General features: G+C 70.9%; 22 protein-coding genes, 1 tRNA gene and 1 pseudogene. 9 read left to right on the top strand and 15 right to left on the bottom strand.

The annotated features are described in order from the left end of the window. Positions 1-78: 78 nt before the first annotated feature. The 5 genes from ACZ5VC_RS32605 to ACZ5VC_RS32625 all read right to left on the bottom strand — a co-directional run bounded on the left by ACZ5VC_RS32605 (position 79) and on the right by ACZ5VC_RS32625 (position 4,779). The gene (locus ACZ5VC_RS32605; RefSeq protein WP_469123571.1) at positions 79-1,635 is read right to left on the bottom strand and encodes an oxidoreductase; all 1,557 of its coding nucleotides are present in this window, start codon (positions 1,633-1,635) and stop codon (positions 79-81) included. Positions 1,636-1,661: 26 nt separating this feature from the next. Then, on the bottom strand, positions 1,662-2,378 hold the full coding sequence (locus tag ACZ5VC_RS32610) for a hypothetical protein (protein ID WP_469123572.1): 717 nt from the start codon (positions 2,376-2,378) through the stop codon (positions 1,662-1,664). Between the two features lie 210 nt (positions 2,379-2,588). Beyond that, positions 2,589-2,825 (bottom strand): hypothetical protein, encoded by a 237-nt coding sequence (locus ACZ5VC_RS32615; RefSeq protein WP_469123614.1) that lies wholly within the window; start codon positions 2,823-2,825, stop codon positions 2,589-2,591. A gap of 121 nt (positions 2,826-2,946) precedes the next feature. Further along, entirely contained in the window at positions 2,947-3,681 is a 735-nt protein-coding gene (locus ACZ5VC_RS32620; RefSeq protein WP_469123573.1) for a translation initiation factor IF-2, read from the bottom strand. A 219-nt stretch (positions 3,682-3,900) separates the two neighbouring features. Further along, positions 3,901-4,779, bottom strand: a complete 879-nt coding sequence (locus tag ACZ5VC_RS32625) for a 2-phosphosulfolactate phosphatase (protein WP_469123612.1) — start codon at positions 4,777-4,779, stop codon at positions 3,901-3,903. Between the two features lie 121 nt (positions 4,780-4,900). Here ACZ5VC_RS32625 and ACZ5VC_RS32630 point away from each other — a divergent pair. Beyond that, positions 4,901-4,993 (top strand): annotated as a pseudogene (locus tag ACZ5VC_RS32630) (AAA family ATPase); the annotation flags it as partial. 410 nt (positions 4,994-5,403) lie between these two features. On the opposite strand, the gene ACZ5VC_RS32635 reads toward ACZ5VC_RS32630, so the two are convergent. After that, positions 5,404-5,829 carry an ester cyclase gene (locus ACZ5VC_RS32635; protein ID WP_469123574.1) on the bottom strand — a complete coding sequence of 142 codons (426 nt, stop codon included), beginning with the start codon at positions 5,827-5,829 and terminating at the stop codon, positions 5,404-5,406. A gap of 100 nt (positions 5,830-5,929) precedes the next feature. Beyond that, complete coding sequence (locus tag ACZ5VC_RS32640) at positions 5,930-6,184, bottom strand: DUF4267 domain-containing protein (protein ID WP_469123575.1); 255 nt, start codon at positions 6,182-6,184, stop codon at positions 5,930-5,932. 77 nt (positions 6,185-6,261) lie between these two features. Between ACZ5VC_RS32640 and ACZ5VC_RS32645 the strand changes: the two genes are divergently transcribed. Beyond that, positions 6,262-7,044 (top strand): DUF817 domain-containing protein, encoded by a 783-nt coding sequence (locus tag ACZ5VC_RS32645; protein ID WP_469123576.1) that lies wholly within the window; start codon positions 6,262-6,264, stop codon positions 7,042-7,044. 754 nt (positions 7,045-7,798) lie between these two features. On the opposite strand, the gene ACZ5VC_RS32650 is transcribed toward ACZ5VC_RS32645, so the two are convergent. Then, the gene (locus ACZ5VC_RS32650) at positions 7,799-8,716 is read right to left on the bottom strand and encodes a LysR family transcriptional regulator (protein ID WP_469123577.1); all 918 of its coding nucleotides are present in this window, start codon (positions 8,714-8,716) and stop codon (positions 7,799-7,801) included. A gap of 111 nt (positions 8,717-8,827) precedes the next feature. Between ACZ5VC_RS32650 and ACZ5VC_RS32655 the strand changes: the two genes are divergently transcribed. Then, the gene (locus ACZ5VC_RS32655; RefSeq protein WP_469123578.1) at positions 8,828-9,586 is read left to right on the top strand and encodes an SDR family NAD(P)-dependent oxidoreductase; all 759 of its coding nucleotides are present in this window, start codon (positions 8,828-8,830) and stop codon (positions 9,584-9,586) included. A 44-nt stretch (positions 9,587-9,630) separates the two neighbouring features. Further along, positions 9,631-9,843, top strand: a complete 213-nt coding sequence (locus tag ACZ5VC_RS32660; RefSeq protein ID WP_469123579.1) for a tautomerase family protein — start codon at positions 9,631-9,633, stop codon at positions 9,841-9,843. Positions 9,844-10,085: 242 nt separating this feature from the next. Here the strand turns inward: ACZ5VC_RS32660 and ACZ5VC_RS32665 are convergent, their stop codons facing one another. Then, positions 10,086-11,000: a DUF2867 domain-containing protein gene (locus tag ACZ5VC_RS32665; RefSeq protein ID WP_469123580.1), complete on the bottom strand. Its 915-nt coding sequence runs from the start codon at positions 10,998-11,000 to the stop codon at positions 10,086-10,088. 53 nt (positions 11,001-11,053) lie between these two features. Here ACZ5VC_RS32665 and ACZ5VC_RS32670 point away from each other — a divergent pair, with 53 nt between their 5' ends. Together ACZ5VC_RS32670 and ACZ5VC_RS32675 are read left to right on the top strand one after the other, a co-directional pair. Continuing rightward, positions 11,054-11,656: a TetR/AcrR family transcriptional regulator gene (locus ACZ5VC_RS32670; RefSeq protein WP_469123581.1), complete on the top strand. Its 603-nt coding sequence runs from the start codon at positions 11,054-11,056 to the stop codon at positions 11,654-11,656. Between the two features lie 588 nt (positions 11,657-12,244). Next, positions 12,245-13,711, top strand: coding sequence for a S1 family peptidase (locus tag ACZ5VC_RS32675; RefSeq protein ID WP_469123582.1), 1,467 nt, complete (start codon positions 12,245-12,247; stop codon positions 13,709-13,711). A 48-nt stretch (positions 13,712-13,759) separates the two neighbouring features. Here the strand turns inward: ACZ5VC_RS32675 and ACZ5VC_RS32680 are convergent, their stop codons facing one another. The 4 genes from ACZ5VC_RS32680 to ACZ5VC_RS32695 all read right to left on the bottom strand — a co-directional run bounded on the left by ACZ5VC_RS32680 (position 13,760) and on the right by ACZ5VC_RS32695 (position 19,086). Beyond that, positions 13,760-15,493, bottom strand: coding sequence for a nickel transporter (locus ACZ5VC_RS32680; RefSeq protein WP_469123583.1), 1,734 nt, complete (start codon positions 15,491-15,493; stop codon positions 13,760-13,762). After that, positions 15,490-16,815, bottom strand: a complete 1,326-nt coding sequence (locus ACZ5VC_RS32685) for a tetratricopeptide repeat protein (RefSeq protein WP_469123584.1) — start codon at positions 16,813-16,815, stop codon at positions 15,490-15,492. The genes ACZ5VC_RS32680 and ACZ5VC_RS32685 overlap by 4 nt, the downstream gene beginning before the upstream one ends. Positions 16,816-17,098: 283 nt before the next feature. Beyond that, positions 17,099-18,646, bottom strand: coding sequence for a DUF4331 domain-containing protein (locus ACZ5VC_RS32690; RefSeq protein ID WP_469123585.1), 1,548 nt, complete (start codon positions 18,644-18,646; stop codon positions 17,099-17,101). Between the two features lie 302 nt (positions 18,647-18,948). Next, positions 18,949-19,086 carry a hypothetical protein gene (locus tag ACZ5VC_RS32695; RefSeq protein ID WP_469123586.1) on the bottom strand — a complete coding sequence of 46 codons (138 nt, stop codon included), beginning with the start codon at positions 19,084-19,086 and terminating at the stop codon, positions 18,949-18,951. A gap of 236 nt (positions 19,087-19,322) precedes the next feature. Between ACZ5VC_RS32695 and ACZ5VC_RS32700 the strand changes: the two genes are divergently transcribed. Together ACZ5VC_RS32700 and ACZ5VC_RS32705 are read left to right on the top strand one after the other, a co-directional pair. After that, the gene (locus ACZ5VC_RS32700; protein ID WP_469123587.1) at positions 19,323-20,306 is read left to right on the top strand and encodes a BtrH N-terminal domain-containing protein; all 984 of its coding nucleotides are present in this window, start codon (positions 19,323-19,325) and stop codon (positions 20,304-20,306) included. Between the two features lie 122 nt (positions 20,307-20,428). Next, positions 20,429-20,502: transfer RNA gene (locus ACZ5VC_RS32705), tRNA-Met, on the top strand. Between the two features lie 158 nt (positions 20,503-20,660). On the opposite strand, the gene ACZ5VC_RS32710 is transcribed toward ACZ5VC_RS32705, so the two are convergent. After that, positions 20,661-21,518: an NAD(P)-dependent oxidoreductase gene (locus ACZ5VC_RS32710; RefSeq protein ID WP_469123588.1), complete on the bottom strand. Its 858-nt coding sequence runs from the start codon at positions 21,516-21,518 to the stop codon at positions 20,661-20,663. A gap of 76 nt (positions 21,519-21,594) precedes the next feature. Between ACZ5VC_RS32710 and ACZ5VC_RS32715 the strand changes: the two genes are divergently transcribed. After that, positions 21,595-24,801, top strand: coding sequence for an AfsR/SARP family transcriptional regulator (locus tag ACZ5VC_RS32715; RefSeq protein ID WP_469123589.1), 3,207 nt, complete (start codon positions 21,595-21,597; stop codon positions 24,799-24,801). Here the strand turns inward: ACZ5VC_RS32715 and ACZ5VC_RS32720 are convergent. Then, complete coding sequence (locus tag ACZ5VC_RS32720; RefSeq protein WP_469123590.1) at positions 24,773-25,582, bottom strand: dienelactone hydrolase family protein; 810 nt, start codon at positions 25,580-25,582, stop codon at positions 24,773-24,775. The genes ACZ5VC_RS32715 and ACZ5VC_RS32720 overlap by 29 nt on opposite strands. Positions 25,583-25,609 lie beyond the last annotated feature (27 nt).

The raw sequence follows: 25,609 nt of genomic DNA on the forward strand, positions 1-25,609 counted from the left end.
TACGGAGCAGCCGCCCGCTCTGGGTGATTGCCGGACCGCCCACAGACGGCCCACGCCGAGGCATCTGCGGGACGGCCCTCAATTCTTCTGCAGTGTGCGGGTCACACCCGCGATGACGGCTGTCGTCAGCACCCATCCCAAGGCGATCAGCAGGTAAGCAAGCGACTGGAGACCGTTGTCCGTCCAGTACCAGGCCGTGCGTTGGCCCAGGCCACCGATGGGGATCAAGAGGTCAAGCGTATAGACGAGGGGCTGGAACGGGGCGCCCTCGCCCGGCTTCACCGGGACCGGGGAGTGGGTGCGGAAGGCGATGGTGCCCAACAGCGCGAGTACCAGAAGCCAGACGCCAGCGAGCCATGGACGGTACCCGTAGCCGACAGTCACGTCGAGCAGTTGCCCCCAGGCGCGCGTGACCGGGGGCAGTGTACGACGCCGGTGACGCTGCTTGGCCAGGAGCACCCGGCGGGCGTCGTCGTCGTGGCCGGCCTTGCGGTACCAGGTCGCCAACTGCTCGTACGGCTGAGGACTGTAGCCCGGGCTGCGCCGTATCCACTCCACACGACGGGCCACGGAGTCCCGCTGCCCCACCGCCTCACGTCGCTCACCCATGTCGTTCACCTTGATGGAGCCGTAGACGAAGCCGTCCAGCTCCACCGCCTCCGGCCAGCTGTGCTCGCTGTCATGGAGATAGGACACCTGCGCGCCCCGCAGGTCCACCGTGCCGGTCGGTATCCGGGCAAGGGTGAAGTCGAAGTCGACGGCCTGCATCAGCATGCCGACCAGGGCCTGACCATCACTGTCGGGCGGCCCGTTCAAAAGGGCTCCCTCGAAGGTCAGGTTGTCCGACACTTTGGCACCGCGCAGTCGTACGGTTCCATCAGCAGTGAACCCCTGGGAGAGCTCGAGCGTCGACGCCACCACGTTGTCCAGGGACAAGGCCACCCCGGTCGGGCCGGGCCGTTGCAGATGCGCGCCCTCCATGAACAGTCCACCCGGCAGGTGAGCTCCCATCAGCCGTACTTCGCCCCGCGCCACGAATCCGTTTCTGCAGAAGACACCCCCTTCCGTGACGAGGCCGCCGGCGGACACGGCCCACCCCTGCGAGGCGTTGATCTCGGCCCCGCTGAGAATCACACCGCCGGTGACACGGGCGTGCATGAGCGACAAGGCGGCCTCGCGACGATGGGAGGCCGGGGCGGAACCCTCTTCCACGAGGGTGCGCCGCAGGTTGAGACGCCCTTCGATGCGGGTTGATCCGGCTTCGATGCCGGGCACTCGGCTGCCTACGATCGAGATCTCCCCGGTCGATGCGCCATAGAGGTCCAGACCTTCCTCGAACCAGCAGTCCTCAAGCAAGAGCGGGTGGTCGATCTGCGCCCCGGCCAGGTTGAGGTGGCCAGAAACCCGCGCGCCGACGAGGCTCAGGCAGGCTACAGCGCATGGCTGAGCGGTGTGCGCGCCCAGGAGCAGGGCAGTGATCACGGCTGCCCGGACCGTGCGTTCAGGTCCCCACTGCCCACCTCCGTCAACGTGATTGCCCTCGGGCGTCCCCGTACGCAGGTCCACACGGCGTCCCTCGGGAAACGCCTCCCATAGTTCACGCTCCGACAGAGTCAGCTCATCACATGAGAACACTCGTGCAGGATAGTGATCTTCCGCCTTCAGCTGCTTGGCGAAGTCGAATCCTCGACCGCGTCCAACAGCGCGAGCAGCGGCCCGTTGTCAGGGCGGGCACGCGGATCCCATGCCGTTGCAAGGTCTGCCAGTGCGTCCGTGTAGTGCCTGATGGCCTTGGTGATGCCCTGCCTGGTGTAGGGGGCCGGCGCCGACCCGAGTACGGTCGCCCACGCATCCCACTGGGTCCCACCGAAGCGGTGGTGGTTCGTTCCCGCGTCCCGGTCGCGGAGAAGCATGGCGGCGACAAGGACGTGCCTGGCGAGCTGCAGGGTCAGGTGCCCGCCGATCAGGATGTCATCGCGCGCCGCCTTGACGGCCGCCAGAACTGCGTCGAACCGGAAATCGTTGATCAGCTCCTTCATGGCGCTGTTCTCGCCCGTTGCAGCCGCCTCGGATGGGGGACCTGCACCCGGGCCCGTGGGAACCACCGTGGTGATGTCGATCCGTCGCAGATCCACCAGCACCGTCCGCAGCGTGTAGCGTCGCGAGTCGCCGCTGCGTTGCGATGCGAACAGCGGCACGACGAGGGAACCGATCCGCTCGGCGAAGGCTTCGGCCACCGCCACCGGCTCCGGAGTATCGATCAGAACGTCAAGATCGGACCACTGGTCGATGCCAGCGCCGTCGCCCTTGCTGGAACCATGCGGATGTAGCCCATGAATACGAGCGTCCTCGGCGGCAAGGTCGCCCAGCTGTCGCATGAGGTCTGATTGCCAGCCAACGGGAGGTAGCCCACCTCTCACACCGGTCGTCGTCACGACAGACATCATCGCACTCGCCTGACGTGAGACCGGCTCGTTCCAAATCGTCCCTTCCTGCGCCATCTGACCCTTACTGGGTGACGGTGAAGCACAGGCCATCCGGACCTCCTAAGGGCTGTCCCCTAAAGGTCTTCGGGCCCGGCAACTGAGCTATCCCATGACTGCTCGGGCCGCGTCGAGGAACGCCAGCCGGTTGTCCTCCAGGTAGTCCCGCACGCTCTCGCCGTCGGGCAACCCTTCCCACACCGTCCGGTTGAGGTCGAGGAAGTACGCCCGGGCCGCGTCATGTACGCGCAGGGGTCCACCTCCCGGCCCGGCTCTGGCGCACTGCCTGAGGCCGCAGCGTCCGAGATCGCCTCCGAGCGCCGCGTGGTAGTGCTGTCCCACAGCCAGTACGGATCGCCCTGGTCCGCCCCGGCACCCTTCGATGCGGCCGCGCCGCGTCACCCCGTCTGCCGATCCTGATGGGGCACGCGGGCCTGTGGCCCGAGGGAGCCAGGCGCCCCGTTCAGTGCGGTGGGGGTTGCGGGTCCAGTGCGTTGGCGATGGTGCAGCCGCCCTCTCCGGGCATCCGCTGGATCCGGGTCGGCACCCACACCTCGGTGGCGCCGGGTCCCACGCGCGCAAGAAGGCAGTCCTGCGCGTCGAAGCCGTTGCCCTTTACCGACAGGAGAACGCCGACCCGGCCGCCGTCGGCCTTCACCTCGGTACGGATCGCCGGATGCAGGTCCAGGGCGGCGAGCCTTCGGCGCACCTCGCCCTCGTCCACCCGGCCGCCCTCCGGCACGCGGGGAAGCTTCGCGCGGAGCTTCTCGTACGGCAGCCGGGGCGGCTCGGGTGCCGGCGCGAAGGTCAGCGGAGGGCTGTCCGGGCAGTCCACGTCACGGGGATCCTCACCCCACTCCGACTTGGGCGACACCCGCACCGCGAAACAGCGCCGCACGGCGACCTCTTCAAGGTCGAGCCATTCGTTGTACGCCGAGCCGGACGTGCGGACGACCACGTCGATGCCGTCCCCGTCGTGTGTGGAGGTACCCGTCACCCGCAGCACCTCCACCTCGTCGATGCCGGAGGCGGAGCGCCCCACCTCCTCCGCCGTGCGCGGACGCTGGCTGTAGAGCCGCTCGCCCGCCTTCCTGGCCGCCTCCCGTGCGGCGTCCGTCGCCTCGTCCTCGGAGGACTGCACCACCCCGCAGCCGACGGTGAACAGCAACAGCGGGGCGAACAGCAGCAGTCGGCGCATGTGTCCACCCTTCCGGCGCCGCGCGCGGCCGCCAACCGCTCGCGTACTCAGACCTGCACAGGTGATCGTACTCAGCCGGTGCGGCGAGCAGACGGGGCGCACCCCGTGAGGTTCAGCCGCAGTCGGGTTCTGGCTCCACTTCTGTAGTCGATCACGCTGCGTGGTGATCCACGGTTGGTCGCCGCCTTCTGTTGACTCGTGCAAGGTGCTGCCGAAACGTCATGGGTTCGGAAGCGATGCCGTGGCGTCGGTGTTGTGGTCGAAGGCTCCGTCGGTGAGGACGGGCACGATCGCGCTGGCGTCGAGCTCCGTGGCGATGGCCACGTCGTCGGCGAACCCGCTGCGGGCCAGTTCAATGCCCGAGGAACAGGCAGCCACGGCACGCATGACATCGGCGGTCTGGGTGAAGCAAGTCTGTGCGGCAGCCGCCTCGGGAGACAGCGGGCCACCTCCTCGTGACTCCAGTTCAGCGATGATCGCCCCGGCCCCCAGCAAGTCCTCCAGCGCAGGCCGAAGGCTTCCGTCCGGCCACCCCTCACCAGCAGCGATCACCACGACAGGACGTTCCGCAATTCCGTAGCCGTGCCGGGCCAGCCATCGTCCGACAGCACTGGCGTTTCGCAGACAGCCTGCCACCACCGTCGAATCGCCTGCCGCAGCGGCGATGGCGGATCCGTTGGGTGAGGGCAGCACGAGTCGGGGGGTGAACGGGGCTTGCCGGAGTGCTGCCGGTGACAGGGACCACGGGGAGGTTGAGGTGGCGGCTCGCCGCCCGACGGCCAGCGCCGCCGCCTTGTTCTGAGCAAAGGCGGACGCCGTCTCGTCGCGCCAGGCATAGGGAAAGACTTGGGTTCCTGCCTCGACGGCGACGGTCACCGATGTCGTGAACGACAGCACGTCGACCACCACCAGACAGGCGGCGTCCGGCGCCAGCTGCTGGGCACCCGTGGGACCCCACTCGAATCGGACTCCGTGCTCCTGCTGCAGAAACCAGTCGCTCATGGTGGTCGAGTCTGGCACCGGTTGGATCAAGGTTTCCAGGGTGTGGTCGCTGCGGGGGCGGGTGCCGGCCCGGCGAGCCCGGTCCTGCGCCTGCATGCGGGAAGCATCGAAGGTGACCACGGCTGGCAGGAGCGGTTCGGGGACGGCATCAATGCGGCGCTGGCGCCGCGCGGCGGCGAGCCGTTCGGCCTGATAGGTGGGCAGGGCCGGACCGCGTCGGCTTCCGCACCAGTGCGAGGTGATCTCGCTCAACGGCCCCAGCTACCGGCTGAGGAATCGCCTGAAGGCCATCGAGCGCGAGAACCAGGTGGTCCGAGCTGGGCTCCCGTTGGGCCGGTGCCCCGCCTGGCGGGATGAAAAGCGTCGGCTCCGTCATCATCCTCGACATGTCGGTGAGCGTCGACGGTGATGGCCGTCGCCCGCTCGGTGCAGCAGTTGCTGGACGTGAAGGCGTTCGGGATGTGGCGGTTAGTGCGGAAGTACGACAAGTTCCCGAAGCCGACGGAGAAGTCGCTCAGCCCGTTCGACCGGCAGGAGCCGGAGGAGGTGTGGGACGGCAGCCTGGTCTACTCCTGGGCCGCTGAGACCGCAGAGTTCGCCCACCGAGGCGCCGTGTTGCTGCCCGGTGCCCGGTGCCCCGGCACCGGGCCGCCGGGGAAGAGAGCCGATGCGCGCCGCGCTGCGAGCCCGGTGGGTGAGTGTGCGCGGCGCGTGGTGATCCTAGTCGGCCTGCGGCAGCGGCCAGCCGAGCTGGGAGAACAGGCCAAGGCGGTCGCTGACCGCCCGAATCTCCGTGATCTTTTCCTCTGCCAGAGTGAAGATCCAGATCGCCTCGTTCTCGAAGCTCCGGCCGGTCGGCTCCGGCATGCGCGGATGGGTGCCACCGTGGACGCCGCGCTGGGTGACCCGGGCGACCACCCGGTCGCCCTCAACGATCAGTTCATCCACGTGGACGGTGAGCGGATCGAACGCGGCCAGTTGCTGACGCAGGCCCTCGAAGGCCGCCCCCGGCTCGTCGGCCTCGCCGTGGATGATCTTGTTGTGGTCCACGACATCGCGCGCCATGAACCGGGGCAGGTCCGCCAGCCGACGGTCGCTCACCGCCTCGAAGAAACCCAGGACCGCCTTCTTGTTCTGTTCCGCCACGGTGCCACTCCCCCATCTGGTCAACTCTCGATCGGGGGAAGATTATGCACATGATCCATGAGAGCCGTTTTGATGGGGTCGGAGTCCACTGGCGGCTTGTTCACGGCGTCGGCGACGTGTGGCGCTGAGGGCTCGTTTCGGCCGGCTGGAAGTTCCCGGAGGCCTGGCGGTTCCGGCGCTCTGTGAGCAGGAGGACGGCGGTCAGAACGACGATCGCCGCAGCCGAGACGTGCACGCTCACGGCCCTCGCGACCGTACCGCCATGGGTGATCACGGCGAGTGCGTCACCGAGGGGAATCACGGCATTGGCGAGCACCACCCAGCCGAGCGCCCGTCGCTGCCTCAGGCCGATCAAACGCGGCGCGGGCCCAGGCGTCGAGAGGTCCGAGCGGGTCAGCGAACCACTCCGTGGCCTGCGGCGTCCTCCCCGGCATGCACAATTTCCTCGGCGGTGTGGGTCAGCTGGCCAGATTCGCGGCCATACAGGCGCGGTGCTGCACGTTCGCAGTGGCGCTCCTCGGCGGTATCGCGGTGTCACGGGCGTTGCCGGAACTCCCGGTCGCACGGTACGACCTGGTGCTCGTCTACGGGCTGCTGCTGACGTGGGCCGCCCGCCGGCTGGGGTGGGAAAGCACGCGGGACACGATGGTGATCGCGGCGTGCCATGTCGTGGGGCTGTTGTTCGAGCTGGTCAAGGTACACCTCGGGTCCTGGAGCTATCCCGAGGACGCGGTGACGAAGATCGCCGGGGTGCCGTTGTACGGCGGATTCTTGTACGCCGCGGTGGCCGGCTACGTCTGTCGGGCGTGGCACCTGTTCGAGCTGCGCTTCACCGGATACCGCGCTGCGGCGACCGCCGTCGTCGCCGCAGCGGTGTACGTCAACTTCTTCACCCACCACTGGCTGCCCGACCTGCGCTGGCCGCTCGCCGCCGCGATGGTGGCCGTGACCGCCGGGGCGCGGGTCGGGTTCACCGTCGGCCGGCGCCGCTACCGCATGCCGTTGGCGGTCTCCTTCGTCCTGATCGGCTTCTTCCTGTGGGTCGCCGAGAACGCCGCCACCTACGTCGGCGCCTGGAGCTACCCCCACCAGCTCGACGGGTGGGAGCCGGTGGCGCTCACCAAGTTCGGCGCCTGGGCCCTGCTCATCAGCGTCACCTTCGTCCTGGCCGAGCGGATGAAGGCGGCGGCCGCTCCTCGCACCGCCGGCGGCTGACCGCGCCGGCGAAGCGCCGCCGGGCGGTTGGACGACGACGGCAGTTGTGGGAGCGTCCGTAGCCCTCGTTTCACCCGCTGCCGAGACCGACGCGCTTTTGGAAGATGCTGGTCCGGCAAACAGTCAGCGGCGGCGGCAGGCGCCGGACCGGGCCGGGGGCTCATCACGGCGGACGTCTCGTCGCTGATGAGGACGGCGGGCTTGTCCGAGGCCTGAACGGGCACGGGTTCTGCCGTGGATGACGTGGCCGCCCGTGCCGAACTGGACGTTCAGCAGCCCCGGGACCTTCGGGAACAGGTTGCAGTCCGGTTGGAGCACGAGCGCACCGACCGGCAGCGCCGTCCTGGAAGACCTGGGCAGGTCGTAGATCGTCTCGCCGTTCTCGCCCGAGCATGGATCCAATCCCCGTGATGCGAGTTGGCGACTGCCGGCGCGGAGGCGACTGTCGTCAGTCCGACCCTGTCCTTCCGCCGAAGCAAGCCCTCCCCGGTTCGCCCCGGGACGAAGGTGTCACCTGGGTCGAGCACAAGCTCCAGCAGCGGCTCGAGGGCCTCCTGCGTCTCGGCGAACCCTGCCAGGCTGTGACCGGCATCCGCCCGGGTCACGCCAGTCATGCCTTCGCCCGAGTTCAGCCGGCGCCACGACAGCCGCACGCCGCAGGTCACTGTCACTGTCCACTTATTCGCCCGTCCCCACCCACGATTCCGGTCGAAGTACCCTCGTGGCGCCCTACCTGATGATCGCCGGGAGGGCCCTAGGCGGTCTGGTCGACGTGGGGGGTCTTGAGCCGGGCCGTGAGCTCCTCGACAAAGACCTCCAGGTGGGGTGGGCGCGGGCCGGTCCGGGTGGCGCAGAACCAGGTGCGGGTCAGCGGCTTCGCGCCGATGTGGACGAGGGCGAGGTCGTGCGAGGTCGCGTACGGGGCGGCCACCCAGTTGGGCAGCACCGTCACGCCCTGGCCGCCCGCCACCATCTCGACCACCAGGTCGGTGACCACCGGCATGGTGGTGATCCGGGCGGGCCGGGCCCCGGCGGGGATCGGCAGCGGCATCGACGGGATGCGCTTCTGGTCGTAGAAGTCGTAGAGGACCAGGTCGGCGCCGTCGAAGTCACGGGCGGTCAGGTGCGCGCGCGAGGCCCACGGATGTCCGGCGGGCACCACGGCGACCATCTCGTCCTCGAACAGGCGGGTCAGTGAAACCCGGTCCATCTGCAGGTCCGGTTTGGTGACCAGCGCGACGTCCACCACGTCGGCGAGCAGCGCCGGGATCGGCGCGTCGTCGGGGACGGTCTCAATGCGCACGTCGATGCCCGGCTCGCGTTCGCGGAAGGCGCGGAGCACGGGCGGAAGCCACGGGAAGGTCGTGCTGCACTGCGCGGTGAAGCGGACCCGGCGGTCGCGCCCTTCACGGATCTCGCGCAGGTCGCGGGAGGCGGACTCCAGTTCGCCGAGGACCTGGTGGGCCGCGACCAGCAGTCGGCGGCCGGCGGCGTTGGGGATCAGGCGGCGGCCCTTGCGGTCGAAGAGGGGCATGCCCAGGCGGGCCTCCAGCCGGGTGAGCCGCTGGCTGAGGGCCGGCTGGCTCACGTAGAGCCGCTCGGCGGCCGCGGTCAGCGAGCCCGCCTCGGCGGTGGCGTCCAGGAGCTCCAGGTCACGCAGATCCACATCCATAACGCTGGATTATCGCATGCTCCAATTTACGTCGTGGTCTTATGGGTTGAGAGTTCGTAGGTTTCTGGTGTCAGCCGCACGAACCCAGCCGCCACGAAAGGCACACGCATCATGACCGACACCGCCACCATCACTTCTGAGACCACCACTGCCGTTGTCACCGGTTCCTCCAGCGGCATCGGCTTGGACATCGCCCGCGCCTTCCTGGCCGACGGCGCCAACGTCGTCCTCAACGGCCGGGACCCCGACCGCCTCGCCAAGGCCGCGGCCGGCCTCGGCCACCCGGAACGGACCGCGTGGGTCGCGGGCGCCATCGCCGAGTCGACGACCGGCGAGTCCCTCGTCCGCACCGCGTTCGACCGCTTCGGCGGCATCGACGTCCTCGTCAACAACGCCGGCACCTTCGCACCCAAGCCCTTCACGGAGGTCGCCGAGGACGAGCTCGACGGCTTCCTGACGGGCAACCTCAAGGGCACCTACCTCACCACCCAGGCCGTGGTGCGGGCGCTGCGCGCCCAGGGCCGGGGTGGCAGCATCGTCAACATAGGCACCGTTCTGGTGGACCATGGGCTGGCGGGCTTCCCGTCCTCCGCGCCGGTGGTGAGCAAGGCCGGTGTGCACGCGCTGACGACCAGCCTGGCCGCCGAGCTCGCCGCCGACGGCATCCGCGTCAACCTCGTGGCGCCCGGCATCATCCGCACACCGCTGCACGCGGGCTCCGATGTGGACTCCTTCGGCGGGCTCGCCCTGCTGAACCGGGTGGGCGAGGTATCGGAGATCTCCGAGGCGGTGCTCTACCTCGCGGCCGCCACCTTTGTCACCGGGCACGCGCTGCGGGTGGACGGCGGCCACGTCACCGGCCGCGCCTGAACCCCCTCTCCCACCCCCTCCCCACCGGAAGGACGTCCCTCACCATGCCGTACGTCAACGTCAAGATCACCCGCGAAGGCGCCACCGCCTCCCAGAAGGCCGAGATCGTCGCCGGCGTGACCGACCTGCTGGTCAGGATCCTCGACAAGGACCCCGCCACCACCTTCGTCCTCATCGACGAAGTCGACCTGGAGAACTGGGGCGTCGGCGGCGTCCCGACGGAGGAGTACCGCCGCCGCAACCGCGCACGCGACTAGGCCGTTTCATCGGATCAATCCGAGCACTGGTGATGTGCGTCGTCGGCCGACACGCAGTGGACGCGTATCGAGCCGTTGCCATGATCGTCGGTGCCCGCCAGCACGCCGCCGGGGCTCCTTCGCGAGGGACCCCGGCCGGCGAGCCGCACGACCATGCCCTCGGGCGGTCCTGCGGCGGACTGACCATCAAGGCCCCCCTCGCCGCCCTCTTCATCCGGTCAGCAAAATCCGAGGGGAACGGCCTACTGGGGGTGGCGCACCGGCGCCCGGTTCCGCTCCCCGGCGGGCCGGGCCGCGTATGCGACCTGGCGGTGCGCCCGCCAGAGCATCAGGCGGGCCCCGTACGGGTGGACGCGGCGCGCCAACGCGAAGTAGAGCCGGCCGCGGGTGTTGTGCAGCCGTACGGCGGTGGCCAGGGTCACGGAGTCGTCGTCGATCACGAGCGAGGTGCGGAAGTCCAGGTGGGAGGCGTCCTCGCCGACCATCAGCTCGCCGTCCGCGGTGCCCCGCACGGGGAAGGGCAGCACGTGCCGCCACGCCTCCGGTTCGCGGTCCATGCCGGGGGCCAGCGGCATGCGCCAGGCGTCGGTGAAGTCGGGCCGCTCGACGGCCTCGTGGAGCAGGCGGGCCGAGTCGGGGACGGGGACGGCGGTCGGCCGGACCCAGAAGAGGCGGTTGGCGAGCAACGCGCGGGGACTCCGGCGGGCCGGCGGGTGGGGCAGGGTGCCGAGGGCGGCCCGCTCGGCATTGTCGAGGATCTCCTCGACCATCGTGTCGTGCACGGGCTGGATCGCCAGCTTCCACAGCGCGAACGCCCGTGCACCCATGGTCAGTTCGAGGACGTGCTCGATCCGGCACCGGTCGGGCCCGAGGGGTTCGACGTCGAGCTGGTGAAAGCCCTCGCCGAGGTCGGTGTCGGTGGTGTCGAACCGGACGGAGCGCCCCGGTTCGTACGCGGTCACCCGGTAGCGAACCCGCCCGTGGCCGCCGTCGGCGCCGACGCCGAGGGGGCGGTCGAGGACCATCGCGGGCCACAGCGGGGTGGGGAAGAGGGGGTCGTCCGGCGCGGAGAGCCGGTCGACGAGGGTTCCGACGGTCTCGGCCGGGGCCTCGACGATCCTCTGGTGGACGTTGCGTACCGTGCGCGCACCGCGCATAACCGCACCTCCATACGGGAGCGTATGTTCACCGTACGGTACCGTATGGAAACATGCACGAGCACGGGGACCCTCAGAACGGCCGCTCCTCCCGACGGGGCGCCGCCCGCAAGCGCCTCACCGCCGACGACTGGGCGGACGCCGCCCTGGCCGCACTCGGGGAGCGCGGCGTCGCCGGAGTCGCGGTGGAACCGCTCGCGGCCCGCCTGGGCACCACCAAGGGCAGCTTCTACTGGCACTTCACCAACCGGGACGCGCTCGTCGCGGCGGCCCTCGCCCGCTGGGAGGAGCTGTCCACCGAGCGGATCATCCAGGCCATGGAGGCCGCCGAAGCCGAACCCGCGGCCCGCCTCGCCGCCCTCCTGCGCGGGGCCACCGCCTCGGTCGCCGAGGACCCCCTGGAGGTGCGCCTGCTCGCCGCCGGCGACCACCCCGAGGTGGCGGCGGCCCTCGCCCGCGTCACCGAGCGCCGGGTCGGCTACCTCGCCCACCTCTTCGAACTCCTCGGCTTCCCCCCGCCGGAGGCCCGCCGACGCGGCTTCCTCGCCTACACCAGCTACCTCGGCCACGCCCAACTTGCTCACGCGGTCCCGGACACCGTCCCCACCGACCCCGAGTACCTCGACACGGTGACGGACACGCTCCTCAGGCCGTGAACGGACGCAAGACCCAACGGCCAGGTGGAGTGTTCAGCCTCGAAGTCCCTCGGGTGCCTTCCGAGAGTGCTCCAGGAATCTACGAACCCGTCGGATCCTGGTCAGGGACGTGGAGCCGAAGCGCTCGTGGGTACTGCCGGCCACCGACAGCGACCATCTGCCGGTGGCGGCCAGCATCAGCTGGTGACCGCTGCCGCCGGCCGATCCCGTGACAGCTCCCCAGGCCACAGCTCAGCGGCCAGCCACTCAGCCGGCCGCTCCTGGTCCTCCGCGGGGTTCCCCCGGAACCCGTACGCCTTCACGGATCCCCTTGCGGTCAGGGGTGGCGTCGAGCTCGGCACCGGCCGGGCATGGGTGGCCCACGACTGGCAGGGCGACCAGATCAAGCGGCGGTAGGTCACTCGTTTTCTCCCCAAGGCGGATACATCTCCGTCACGACCGGTTCCCGCGAGTGCCCGGCCGGAGCGAGCAGCCGGGGCGCAGCCGGGTGAACAGGCCGCCACGACCCCACGTATGGAGATACGGCACCGCTCCCGCGGCGCCTTGCGTGCGTGACGCCGTCTCGGAACGGCTCTTGGGGGTGACGGGATGAGGCACATACGACGCGGCCTGCACAGGACCGCGCGACTGGCGGCCGTCGGCGGGCTGCTCTGCGGCGGGCTGATGATGACCAGCGCGATGGCGGACGAACCGCCCGGCGCCCCGTCGGCCGGAGGCGGCACGGCCGCCCCACCCGGCCGCTCCGATCCGTCCGGAAAATCCAATCCGTCCGGACAGTCCGAGCCACCAGGACAGTCCGAGCCGTCCGGACGGTCCACGTCGGACGCGCCGACCGTGCTGGGCGCGCGTCTGGTGGAGCGGCTCGGCCCCTCGCGTACCGCGGGCACCTGGATCGGTGCCGACGGACGGCCCGTCGTCGCGGTGACCGACGCGGACGCGGCGGCCGAGGTCGACCGCGCTGGCGCGCGTGCCGAGGTCGTCGACCACAGTCTGGGCCGCCTCCGGTCGGCCACCGAGGCGCTCGCGGCGGCGCCCCGGGTACCAGGCACCGCGTGGTCCGTGGACTACGCCTCCAACAGGGTCGTGGTGCAGGCCGACAGCACCGTCTCCGCCGCGGACTGGTCACGCCTGTCCGACCTCGCCGAACGGATCGGCGGCTTCGTGCGGATGCGGCGGACCGAGAGTTCCTTCTCCACCCGGCTCAACGGAGCCGACCCGATCTTCGCCCGCAACGGACGCTGCTCCGCCGGCTTCAACGTCACCGACGGACAGCGCGCCTTCGTCCTGACGGCAGGACACTGCGGGCCCCGTGGAACCACCTGGTTCCAGGATGCGAGGGGCACCACTCCACTCGGCACGACCGTGGCCGGCAGCTTCCCCGGCGGAGACTTCTCCCTCGTCGAATACGCCGACGCCGGCGGCCGCGCCCCCAACGGCGACGCCTCGGGTGCCGTGAACGTCGTGGGCGTCGGCGGAGGCAAGGGCGTACGCATCACCGCCGCCGCCGATCCCGTCGTCGGCCAGCGGGTGTTCCGCAGCGGCAGCACGACGGGGGTGCGCTCCGGGCGGGTGACCGCCGTGAACGCGACGGTGAACTACCGCGAGGGTACGGTGACCGGTCTCATCGAGACGACGGTCTGCTCCGAACCGGGGGACAGCGGGGGGCCGTTGTTCGCGGACGGTCTGGCTCTCGGGGTGACGTCGGGCGGCAACGGCGACTGCACCACCGGCGGTATCACCTACTTCCAGCCGGCCACCACCGCGATGACGTCCCTCGGAGTGACCCTGACCGGCGCCACCACCGCCACGGGGGACGGTACGGGCACGGCCTCGCAGCCCGGGGCGGCGGGGAGCGCCGGTGCCGCGGGTGCCGTCGCCGCGCCGGGACCGGCGAACCGGCCACCGGCGCCGGCCGGGTTCATCGGCATGCGCACCCTCACGCCGGGCCTGCTGGTCTTCGGTGTGAGCCTGCTCGTGCTGACGGCCTTGGGCTGGGTCCGGTCGGTCCAGGAGCGGAGAAGGTACCGCCGCGAGTACTCGCCCAACTGGAGCTGACCCTCGGCCGAGGGGGCCTGAGCCGCCCTCGGCCGAAGGAACCGGCCCTCAGCCGAGGGCCGTCGCCATACCCTTCAGCAGCAGCCCGCACCCCAGCGTGAAGACGACGGCGGCGGTGCCGAGCGGTGCCAGCCGGTGGGCCAGGGAGAAGAGCCGGCCCTGCGGCCGGCGCGCCAGCCTCCGGGCGGTGGTCTCCCGCAGTCGCACCACCGCGAACCCGGCCGCCGCGAGCGTGAGCGCCAGCCCGGCTCCGTAGGCCACCACCAGCAGGAAGCCGAACCACGCCTGGCCCAGGGCGGCCGCGCCGATCAGCACGACGACGGCGGAAGGGCTCGGGACCAGGCCGCCGGCCAGCCCGAGGAGGACGACGCCGCGCAGGCCGGGGGCGGGAGGCAGATGGCTGTGGCCGTGTCCGTGGCTGTGCGCATGGCCGTGTCCGTGTCCGTGGCTGTGCGCATGGCCGTGTCCGTGGTCGTGGCTGTGCGCATGGCCGTGGTCGTGGTCGTGGCTGTGCGCATGGCCGTGGTCGTGGTCGTGGTCTTGTCCGTGGTCTCCCGGCTCCTCAGCGCCGGGCACGTGTACCTGTACGTGTTCAGGGCCCGGGCCGGGGCCGGGGCCGCCGTGCTCGCTGCGGTGCGCGGCAGCGAGGACCGGCACCCGTACCTCGACGCGTTCGTGCCCGTGGTCGTGCTGGTGCTGGTGCTGGTGGGGTTCGTGTGTCCGCCGGCGCCACGCTCGGCGCAGTAGCAGCCCGCCCGCGACGGTGACCAGGGTGCCGCTCGCGATGCCCAACCAGGACACCACGCTGGGTGCCGCCGCCGATCCGGCGGTGATCAGGGCGCCCAGGGCGAAGACGCCTAGGGTGTGGGTGAGGGTCACCGAAGCCCCGAGGGTCAGCATGTCGCGCAGCGAACTCCGGCCGCCCGCGGCGGCGGCGGCCGCCATCATCGTCTTGCCGTGGCCCGGGGCAAGCGCGTGCAGGGCGCCCAGCAGCAAGGACGCGCCGAGCGCGAGGACCGCGAAGCCGAAGGTCAGTTCGTGCCGGGACACCAGCCCGGTGAGCGCCTGCGCCCAGCGGTCCGCCCCGCGCGGCAGCACGCCCGCCGTGGGCAGAGCGTTCCCCTCCTGCCGGCTCCCGTCCAGCGACGGCCCTCCGGCGCGGGCGGCGAAGCCCGCCGAGCGGACGTCGGGCGGGGAGGAGAGCAGATCGTCCGGGTACGCGGTCAGCCGCCGGGACGCGGAGTCGCCGGGGACGTCCGCCCCGGAGAGCGTCATCCGGTCGCCCCGTGCGGTGATCTCCCGCCAGCCCGCACCGGTCGCGACAGGCGCCGGGCGGTAGGAGAGCCGTATCGGCTCGTCGCCCGGCAGCGGCGCCGTCAGATCGCAGGTCACCCGAAGGGTCTGCAAGCCGGCCTGCCCCGCCTGCGCCTGCGCCTGCGCGGCCCCCGCGGAGAGGGGGGCCGCCTTCCCTCCGTCGGTGAGCAGCCTGGCGCCCCGCGCGGCCGCGTCGCACCGCGTCCGGGCCCAGGCCGACAATTCGGCAGAGCCGAGCCGCTCGTCCCCGTCGGTGTCGATCCGGGCCCGTTCCTGGGCGGCCGGGATCTCCGCCAGGTCCTCCACGTGGTCCACGCTCAGCTTGCCGGGAGCGACGACGAGACCGTCGTACTGGTTGACGGTGAAGTTCCCCAGCGGGTGTGCCTCCGCATCCTGGACGGGGAGGAGCACCAGGGCCGTACCCGTCACCAGTGTGGCGAGAGCGGAAGCTGCGGTACGGCGGTTCACGAATCCCCCCGGAGCGCGGACGGCGCCGGTAGTGCGGACAGTGCGGTGGTGGCCTCACGGGCTCCGGTGGGTGAGAAGCCCGGGTTCAGATCGAGCGCGGCCCGCAGGTCGCGTCGCGCGGTCGCGGTGTCGCCGACGGCGCGCTCGATCATGCCCCGATGGAAAAGGAATGAGGCGTTCCGATAGCCGGGCGACGCGGCCGTCGCCTTCTTCGCGTACGTCAGCGCCTCCTCGTCCTTGCCGTTCGCGTGAAGTGCCCAGGCGAGCGCGTCCGCCGTGTGGACGCTCCGGCGGCGGGCCCACTCGGCGCGCGCCGCCGTCAACGCCCCCGCGGGGTCCCCGTGGTCGGCCTCGATGAGCGCGGACTCCAGATCGGTGGCGACGCCCTGGACGCGGGCCAGCCGGGTCCATGTCCGTACGAGGGCGTACTGTTCCTCGGCCTCCTTGCGCCGGCCGCCCGCCTCGTACAGTTCGGCGAGGGCGGCGAGCTGCCCCGGCAACGGGTAGCGCCGGACTGCCTCCTCGAGATCGCCCAGTCCGCGTTTCGTCTCGCCGAGCGCGGCAAGGGCGCGGCCGCGGCCCTCCAGCGCCGGCACGTACTGCGGTTCGGCCCGCAGCGCGGACGCGTAGTGCTCGACGGCCTGACGGAACTGCCCCTGACTCCAGGAGAGTTGACCCAGCGCGGTGGCGACGTACGCCACGTCGGCGGAGCTGAACGCGGTGTCCAGCGCGCGCAGCAGCACCCGCCGCGCCCCCTTCACATCACCCCGCAGCTCCAGCACGTAGGCGTACCGGGTGAAGACCGGGACGCCGGGACGCCGCAGGTCGGCGAGCTCGACCGCCCGCCGTGCCTCGTCGTACCGGCCGAGTTCGACGAGGGCGTCCACCCGGACGCACAGGGCCCGCTCGCTGTACGGGTTGACGCGCAGCGCCAGATCCGCCGCGCCCAACGCCGCCGTGAAGTCGTGCCGTGCGGCGGCGAGCGCCGCCCGCCCGGCGAGTGCCGCGTCGTTCTCGCCGGACGGTCGCAGCTTCAGCGAGCGCCCGAACGCCTTCTCCGCCTGCGGATACCGGGTCGGATCACCACTGGTCCGCGCCTGCTCGACATAGACCGCGCCCAGCGTCGCCCACGCGGTGGCGTCCTTGGGCTGGGCCTTGAGGTGCTGCTGCAGGGCGTCGACGCCCCGGGCGAGATCCCCTGCCGTCAGCCGCTCCACGGGGACGACCGCCGCGCGGGCGGGGGCGGTCCGCTTCGCCGGGTCCGGGTCACCGCCCGCCCCGAACGCCACCGAGGTGGCGGTGAGCCCGACCGCCAGGGCCACGATCGCCGCGCCCCGCCACCGCCCTGCCCCGCCCCGTGTCCCCGGCTCCGGCCCGCTCCCCGGCGCCCGGCCCGGCGCCCGGCCTCGCTCACGCCATCGCGCGACCAGTGGCTTCCGTACGCGCATCGAATCTCGACCTTCCTTGTTCTTCCGCGTGTGTTCCGGGGACTTCCGGGGACTTCCGGGGACTTCCAGGGGACCCCCCGGGTGGCTGTGGCCCGGTCGCGTCCGCGAGGGAACAGGCGCGACCGGGCCGGTCATCAGAGGCCGAGGGGCCCGCGCGTCAGCCGAGCCAGGAGCGGCGCCCGGGGCTGCGGCGGGCACGCCACCACCCCAGGCCGAGACCGGCCAGCAGCACACCCATCGCCCCCGTCGCCGCCGAGACGAGCATCACCGTGTTCTCGTCCCACGACGCGGTGATCGAGGACATCCCTCCGGTCAGCCCCGCGGCGTCCGCCTTGGTGGACGCCCCCGCCGCCTTGCCGTCGGACCCCGCCGCGGGCAGGGCGACGTACGGGAAGCTGTGGCCGAACTCCTTGTCGTTGGCGTCGACCCCGTCGCCGAGGTCGTTCTTCGCACCGACGAGCTCGCCCTCGACGACCTGAAGCGCGATGTCCAGCACGTCGTCCGTGAGGCGGCGTCCATTGGGGAAACCGGCGTTGTCACCATCCAGCACACCCAGTCGCTTCGGCTCCGCGACGGGCTTGATGGAGGTGTTGAGGCGCAGCATCTCCGACGCCTTGACGTTCGGCGGCTGGTTGAGGTCCTTGACACCGGTCAGGAACACCGAGGTGAGATCGTCCCGAGGCTCCGCCGGAGCCTTGATCTTGTAGATCCCCTCGATGAGCTTCGGCAGCTCGGGTTCGGTGACGTTCTTCAGGAAGTCCCCGTCGCCCTGGGGGGAGGAGGCGTTGAACTTGTCCTTGTCCTTCACCGGGTTGACGACCTCGTTGACCAGCGGCATGCCCAGCCGCGACACCCGCGCCCAGTCACCGGCGGCGTTCCTGCGCTCGGTGGTCGCGTAGATGCCGACGACCGGTTGCTCCGCCGACTCCCGCAGGTAGGAGCTCGGCACCTGGAGCGCGATGGTGTTGACGTTGTAGCCCTTGAGCGTGTCGTTGCCGACCTCCGACAGGTCCCCGCCGTACAGCAGGTCGAACACGCGCAGGTCGAGGAAGAACGGATCGTCGGCCTGACCGGCGAACGCCTTGAGCCCGCCGGGGACCTTCCGTACCGCCTGGTCGCGCAGCGCCTGGTAGTTGGGCATCGACGCCTTGCCGACGTTGGACGGCGCGACCGGCAGATGCTTGGCGAGCGGATGCTGGGAGACGACCTTGTCGTGCTTCATCCGCAGCAGCTCGATGTCGTAGCTCTGGGTGAAGTTGAGGTCCGGGTCGTCCAGGCTTTCCACCACGCCGGTGTTGTAGAGGAAGGTGCGTTCGTTCTTGCGGTGGTCCGTGAACGTGAACCGGTACACCAGGTCGTCCTGGGCGTCACCGTCGCTGTCGACGTGGATGTCGTAGCGCGCGTCGGTGGCGAACGTGTAGAAGTTCGGGCCTCCCGCCGGCTCCTGGAACGGCAGCCAGTTCGCCACCAGCGTCGTCGAGTCGGGATGGTCGGGGCTGACGAACGCGTACACGTCCGTGGTGTCGAACTGTGGTTGCCCCGAGATCAGGGGCGCCTCCCGGTGGCTGGATGCGGTCGCCGTCTGCGGCCCCAGCGCGCCCACGCCGACGGCTGCAAGCGCCCCGGCGGCCAGCGCACCACAGACGAGCCGGGCGACACTCCCGCGCCCCCGCGAAATCCGCCCGCTTCTGGTGGTTGAGGTCATCTCGTCCGTCCTTCGTCCGTCATCGCGTCCGTTCCGGCTTGCTTGTACGTCCAGTACGTGCGCCGGAGCCGTCTTGTTCGGACCTGGTCGCCACGAGATCGAGAACGTGCGCGAGGACGGGGGTGAAGGGGACGGTCGAGGCGGTTTCGAAACCGGTCGCGGACCGGAACCGGACGTGGCTCAGAACCAGTTGAAGGGGAGGGGGAAGGTGGTGGTGGCGGATGCCTGGGCGGAGCCGGTGGCCGTGGCAGTGACCTGGAGGGTGACGACCTGCCACGGCGCGGCGCCTTACCGGTGATCCTTCAGGCGGTGTTGTCGATGGCGAGGCCGAAGGGCAGTTCGATGGCCGAGTACTTCAGTGGCGCCTTGCCGCCGGTGGCGGTGATCCGGAGGGCGCAGCTCCGGTTGAACTTGCACGTCTGGCTACCGGGGTTGGTCACCTTGAGGTCCCCGCCCGGCGGCGTCGGACCGCTGCCCGGCGCGTCCTCCGGCGGCAGCGGGACGCGCCACAGCTGGGAGTCGGAGCGCGCCGGCCACGCCGGTCTTCCCGCGCGTACGGGCCCGGCGGAGCCCGGCCCGGTGATGGGGCCCGCGGTCGAGACATGCGCCCGGGACGCGGCGGTCCGGCGCGCCCATCTGCAGCGTTGTTGTCGGGTGAGGGAGGAGAATGAGCGGCATGGCCATGGTGAAAGACATCGATGCCCGCGGCATGCAGCACTGCGAGACGACTGCGTTGGGCGTACTGCTGCGGCATGAGGGACTCGAGTTGTCCGAGCCCATGCTGTTCGGACTCGGCTCCGGGCTGTCCTTCATCTACTGGGACAGCAAAGCCATGGGTTTTCCCTTCCTGGGAGGTCGGGTCAAGCCGTTCGAGCTCACCAGGAACCTGACCGCCGCCCTCGGGCTGGAGCTGGTGATCCGGGAGACCACCTCTCCGCGCAAGGCATGGCAGAACGTGGCGGCACCCATCGACGCCGGTCGACCGGTCGGCCTTCAGCTCGACAGCTACCACCTGGACTACTTCAGCACCAAGGTGCACTTCGGCGGGCACGTCGTGGCCATGTACGGCTACGACGAACAGGACGCCTACCTGGTGGACACCGACCCTCAGGGCGGAGCCGTCTCGACCAGTCTCGCCGGCCTGGCCAGGGCCAGGGCCGAGCGCGGCCCCATGACCGCCAAGCACCGCTCCTTCACCATCACCGCGCCCAGCAGGCTGACATCACCGCAGGACCGGATCATCCCCGCGATCAAGACCTGCGCCGACGCCTTTCTGAACCCGCCCATCGCGAACCTCGGCCACCGGGGCATCGAGAAGACGGCCAAGCAAGTGCCGAAGTGGCTGCAGCGCAGTGACAATCCGCGGGAGGACCTGCCACGGGCCGCCGCCCTCATGGAGAGGGCCGGCACCGGCGGCGCCCTGTTCCGCAATCTCTACCGGGACTTCCTCGGCGAGTGTGCCCAGCTGATCGACAGCAGCCGCCTGCGCACTGGCCACGGCCTGTATACCGAGGCCTCCACCCTCTGGACACAGGTGGCCGCACTCGTCGCGACAGCAGGCGAATCCGGCGATGCGGAGAACCTCATGCAGGCCGGCTCCATCCTCCACGAGCTCGCGCGCATCGAACGCGACGCAATGCAGGCACTCAGCCTGCTCTAGGCATTGGCCGACGCGCGGGTTCCCGACGATGCGCCAGTCAGGTACGGCTCAGTTCACCCCGGATCGCAGTTCGAGGCTGGTCAAGGGGCGGTCCGGCCATGCCGTAAGGTGGGGTTCACCGACGCGGGGTGGAGCAGCTCGGTAGCTCGCTGGGCTCATAACCCAGAGGTCGCAGGTTCAAATCCTGTCCCCGCTACTACCCGGAAGGGCCCGGATCCCCAGGATCCGGGCCCTTCTGCCGTACACCCGCGCTGTGGGCATCGCGACGAACCCAACCACCGGGCCTTCCGCGAGCACCATCAGCACGAGGCTGCCACGTTCCCCGTCACCGGCGGGTGTGGGCGCCGGCGTCGGTTACGCCTTGCCTCGGAAAACCTCAATGAGGCTGGCGTAACCGGCGCCGGTGTGGCCGGCGTCGAGGGCGCGTTCGGCCAGGGCCTGGATGCGAGCGGGCCATTCGGTGTCGATGCCGGCGGCTGCACTCTCGCGTACCAGGTACTTCATCGTGGCCAGATGGGTTTCGAGTGCTGCGTCCTCTGCCGGGTAGGCGCCGCGGTCGATCTGTTCTGCGTACGCGCTGACGAACCCGGTCACGCTGGAGAGCCACTGGTTGGCGAACGGTGCGAAGGCGGACGCGTCGACCCCGGCGGCGCCCAACAGGGCGGCCCCGTGCAGGAACGCGTTCAGCGTGCCCCACATCACGCCGAGCAGCGCCACGTCGTACAGGGAGGCCAAGCCTGGATCCTCGCCGAAGAAGACCGCGTTGCCCAGGCGCTTGAGGGTGTCCTCGTGGTTGTCGAACGCGCCGGATGATCCGCTGAACAGCAAGAACGCCTCGGGGCGGCCGATCACTTCGGGGACGGCCATGATCGCGCCGTCCAGGTAGTCACTTGCCCACGCGGCGGTTTCCCGGGCCTCGCCGGAGGTGCCGGAGGTCAGGTTGACCAGGGTGCGGCCGGCCAGTTCGACCCGGTGCGGGCCGACCGTGTCGCGGACGGCGGCGAAGTCGGTCAGGCAGACGACGATCAATGAGCTCGCCCGGAGGGCGTCGCCGACGGTGGGAGCGACGACGGCTCCCCCGGCCGCCAGGTCCTCCGCCTTGGCCGGCGTGCGGTTCCAGACGGTTGTCGGGTGGCCGGCCTTGAGGAAGGCGGTGGCGAGGGCCTTGCCCATCAGCCCCAGCCCGATGACGGTGACAGGTTCGTTGTTCATGGGACGACTCTGCGCGAGGGAGGTTCCGCTCCGTCTCCGGAAAGGTTGTGGCCTGGGGTGCGGGTACCGTGGCCGTATGCGTTTCGGGGTGCTGGGTCCGCTGGAGGTGTGGACGGCGGGCGGGCGGCGCGTTCGGGTGCGTGAGACCAGGATCCGTACGCTGCTCACCGCTCTTCTGGTGCGGCGGGGGCAGGTCGTCCCGGTGGATCGGCTGATCGACGACCTGTGGGGCGACTCTCCCCCGGTCAACGACGTCCGCACGTTGCGGTCCAAGGTGTCGCTGTTGCGGCGGACCCTGGAGGACGCCGAGCCGGGCTGCCGTGAACTGGTGGCGTCCAGGCCGCCGGGATATCTGCTCCGCGTGGACGGCGACGCGGTCGACGTGGGGCGTTTTGAAGCGCTCCTGATGCGGTCTCAGACGCTCACCGGCGACCCGCGCGCGAAGGCCAAGCTGCTCACCGAGGCGCTGGCGCTGTGGCGGGGGCCGTCGGCCTTCGCCGATTGCGCGGACGAGCAGTTCGTCCAGACCGAGGTCCGGCGGCTCGAAGAACAGCGACTGGTCGCCCTCGCAGAGCTTGCCGAGGCGCGTCTGGAGCTGGGCGAGCACGGGCTGCTGGCAGCCGAGTTGGGGGAGATGGTCGCGGCGTATCCACTGCACGAGGGTCTGCGGTCCGCTCATGTTCGGGCCCTGTACCGGTCGGGCCGGCAGGATTCGGCGCTGGCAAGCCTCGGTGAACTCCGCGACCGGCTCCGCGACGACCTCGGCCTCGACCCCGGCCGCGAGCTGGCCGAACTGCACCAGGCGATCGTGCGGCAGGATGCCGCCCTGGCCCCCGACAGGATTCCGGCATTGCGGCCGCGCGGCAACCTTCCCGCTACGCTCACCGAATTGATCGGCCGCACCGAGGAGGTGCGTCGGATCGGCGGCCTGCTGGAATCCGAGCGGCTGGTGACCCTGACCGGAATCGGCGGGGTCGGCAAGACCCGGCTGGCGCTGGAGATCGCGGCGGGTCGAGCCGAGGATCTTCCGGACGGCGCCTGGCTGGTGGAGCTCGCCGCCGCACGCACCGGCGCCGACATACAGGAGGCCGTCGCGGCGGTGCTCGAACTGCGGGACGACGTCCACGCCGCGGCCCGGCCTCTGGCCGACCGGCTCACCGATGCGGTCGCGGGTCGGCGCATGCTGCTCGTGCTCGACAACTGCGAGCACGTCGTGGAGCCGGTCGCCGAACTGGCCGCGCGGCTGCTCCGCGCCGCGCCCGGACTGCGCATCCTGGCCACCAGCCAGGAACCACTGTCGGTCACCGGTGAACACTCCTGGCCCGTCCCTCCACTGGACCTGCCCGAAGCGGACGCCGACCGGCCGGAGGAGTCGAATGCCGTACGGCTGTTCGTCGCCCGTGCCGCAGCCGCCGTCCCCGGCTTCGCCCTGGAACCCGACAACGCGGAAGCCGTAGCGGTGATCTGCCGGCGCCTGGACGGAATCCCGCTCGCGCTGGAGATGGCAGCCGCCCGGGTACGTGTCATGCACGTGGGAGACCTCGCCGACCGCCTCGACGACCGATTCCGGATTCTCGCGGCGAACGTGCGCGGAGTACCGGCGCGGCAGCGCACGCTGCGCGCGACGATCGACTGGAGCTGGGGGCTGCTCACCGAGACCGAGCAGGTCGTGCTTCGCCGCCTGGCCGTGCCGGCGGAGGGCTGCGATCTGCGGGCCGCCGAGGCGGTGTGCGCGGGCGAGGGCGTGCGGACCGAGGACGTCCTCGGTCTGCTCGGCCGGCTGGTCGACCGTTCCCTTGTCGTCCATCGCGACGGCCGGTACCGGCTGCTGGAATCGGTCGCGGCCTACAGCCTGGAGCGGCTCGTGGAGTCCGGGGACGAACAGCGCGTGCGCGACCGCCACCTCACCTACTACGTCGACCTCGCCGAACATGCCGACCCCCGGTTGCGGGCCCATCAGCAGCAGTTCTGGCTGGAACGCATGGACGCCGAGACGGCCAATCTGCGCGCCGCCCTCGCGTACGCCGTCCATAGAGACAGCGCGGACGCGGCACTTCGGCTGGCGAACGCGACCGCCTGGTTCTGGTTCCTGCGCGGCCGCTTCGCCGAAGCCCGACGCTCACTCGACCTCGCCCTGTCGATCGGGGGCGACCCCAGGCTGAGGACATCGGCCCGCGCGTGGCGGGCAGGCATGTCGCTGCTGCTCCTCGACGCCCCCGACGACGAGAGCCAGCCCGTGCTCGAGCTCCACGACCAGGGTGACGATCCCGCCGGACGGGCCCGGGCCCGTTGGTTCGTCGCGTTGTGCAAGGCCGGGTTCGGCAACCCGGAGGCGACATTCGACCTCGCCGACCAGGCCCATGCCGAATTTCGGACCCTGGAGGACCGCTGGGGAACGGCTGCCGCGCTCTCCGTCCGCGCCGAGGTCGCCCTGTACCGGGGGAAGCCGGACATCGCGCGTGCCGACGCGGAGCACTCCGGCATGCTGTTTCGCGAACTCGGCGACGCATGGGGCGAGTTGCGGGCGAACGTCACCCTCGGTGACTTGGCCGAGTTCACCGGCGACTACGACGCGGCAGCACACCTGCGCCGGGAAGGGCTCCGGCTGGCCGAACAACTGAAACTGTGGAACGAGGCCTCCACGATGCTGGCACGGCTGGGACGAACCGCGCTGCTCACCGGCGACCTCGACCGTGCCGCAAGCTTCCACGTACGTGCCAAGTGCCTCGCGGCCGCGCATTCCTACCAGCGCGGCGAGGAATTCGCCGAAGTCGGCCTGGCCCTGGTGGCGCGGCGCCAAGGCAGGCTGGACGACGCCGAAACCCATCTGCGCGTGTGGCTCGACTGGTGCCGCCGGTGGGAAGGCGACCTCGGAGTAGCGTTCATCCTGGCCGAACTGGGGTTCATCGCCGAACAGCGGGGTGAAGCCCACACCGCACTGACGTTGCACCAGGAAGGGCTGGCCTACGCCCGACGCACGGGCGACCGGCGGGCGCTCGCACGCGCCCTCGAAGGCCTCGCCGGCGCCCACGCCCTCACAGGTGACCATGAAACAGCCGCCCGACTGCTCGGTACGGCGGCCGCGGCACGCGAGGCCGTCGGCCTACCGCTTCCCACCGCAGAACGCGGCGACGTCGACCGCATCACCACGGCCGTCCGCCAGGCCCTGAACCCAGCCTCCTTCGACGCTGTCTTCAAGGAAGGCGTCGAACCGCTGTCTCTCACTCCACTGCCGCCGAACCGAGAGATCGCAGTCAGTCCCCCGCACACAGACGGTCGGTGAGGAAGGCGAGGATCTCGTCACGGGCCTGGACCGTGGGATGGCCGGCCTCGTCGACGAAATGGGCGGTGACGACGCTGTGCGGAGTGCCGACCAGGTCGGCGAAGAAGGGCGGCGGCGCCGGGTTGGCGGCGCCGGCCGGGAGGACGCGCCCGTCGAAGGCGTCGCCGAGCAGCGCGCGGTAGGCGGCGAAACGCTGCCCCGTGCACCAGCGGTCGCCCTCGAAGCGGTAGGCGAGGACGGTGAGCCCGTCGCGGTCGAGCCGGTCGCGCACCGCGCGCGCGTCCGCCGCGTCGAGTTCGAGTCCGCCGGGGTCGTCGAGCGGCAGCGACGGGTGGTTGACCACCGGGGCGATCACCGCCGGCTCCAGGGCCATGGTGAGGGCGAAATTGCCGGTGAAGCACAGGCCGATCGCGCCCACGCCGGGCCCGCCGCACGCGGTGTGGGCTTGGCGCGCCAGGCCGCGCAGCCAGACCGTCACGGGGCTGGTGCCTCCCCCGGCGAAGGCGCGGAACTCCGCGCTGACGCAGGCGCGGCGGACGACCTCCCGGCCGCCCTCGACGGTGGGAAAGGCGCCGTCCGTCCCGAACAGGGAGGGCACATGGACGGTGAAGCCCGCGTCCCGCACCCAGCGCGCGAGGCGCAGGACGTCGGGACTGATGCCCGGCATCTCGGGCAGCACCACGACCGCGGGCCCGGCCCCGGCCACGTACACCGTCTTCTTCACCCCCTCCACGGCCACGCTCCGGCGGGTGAAGTCGGTGATCGGATCGTCGTCGCTCATGGGACCAGCCTGGTCCGGGCACCGGCC

The sequence above is a fragment of the Streptomyces sp. NPDC033174 genome, from assembly GCF_055577795.1.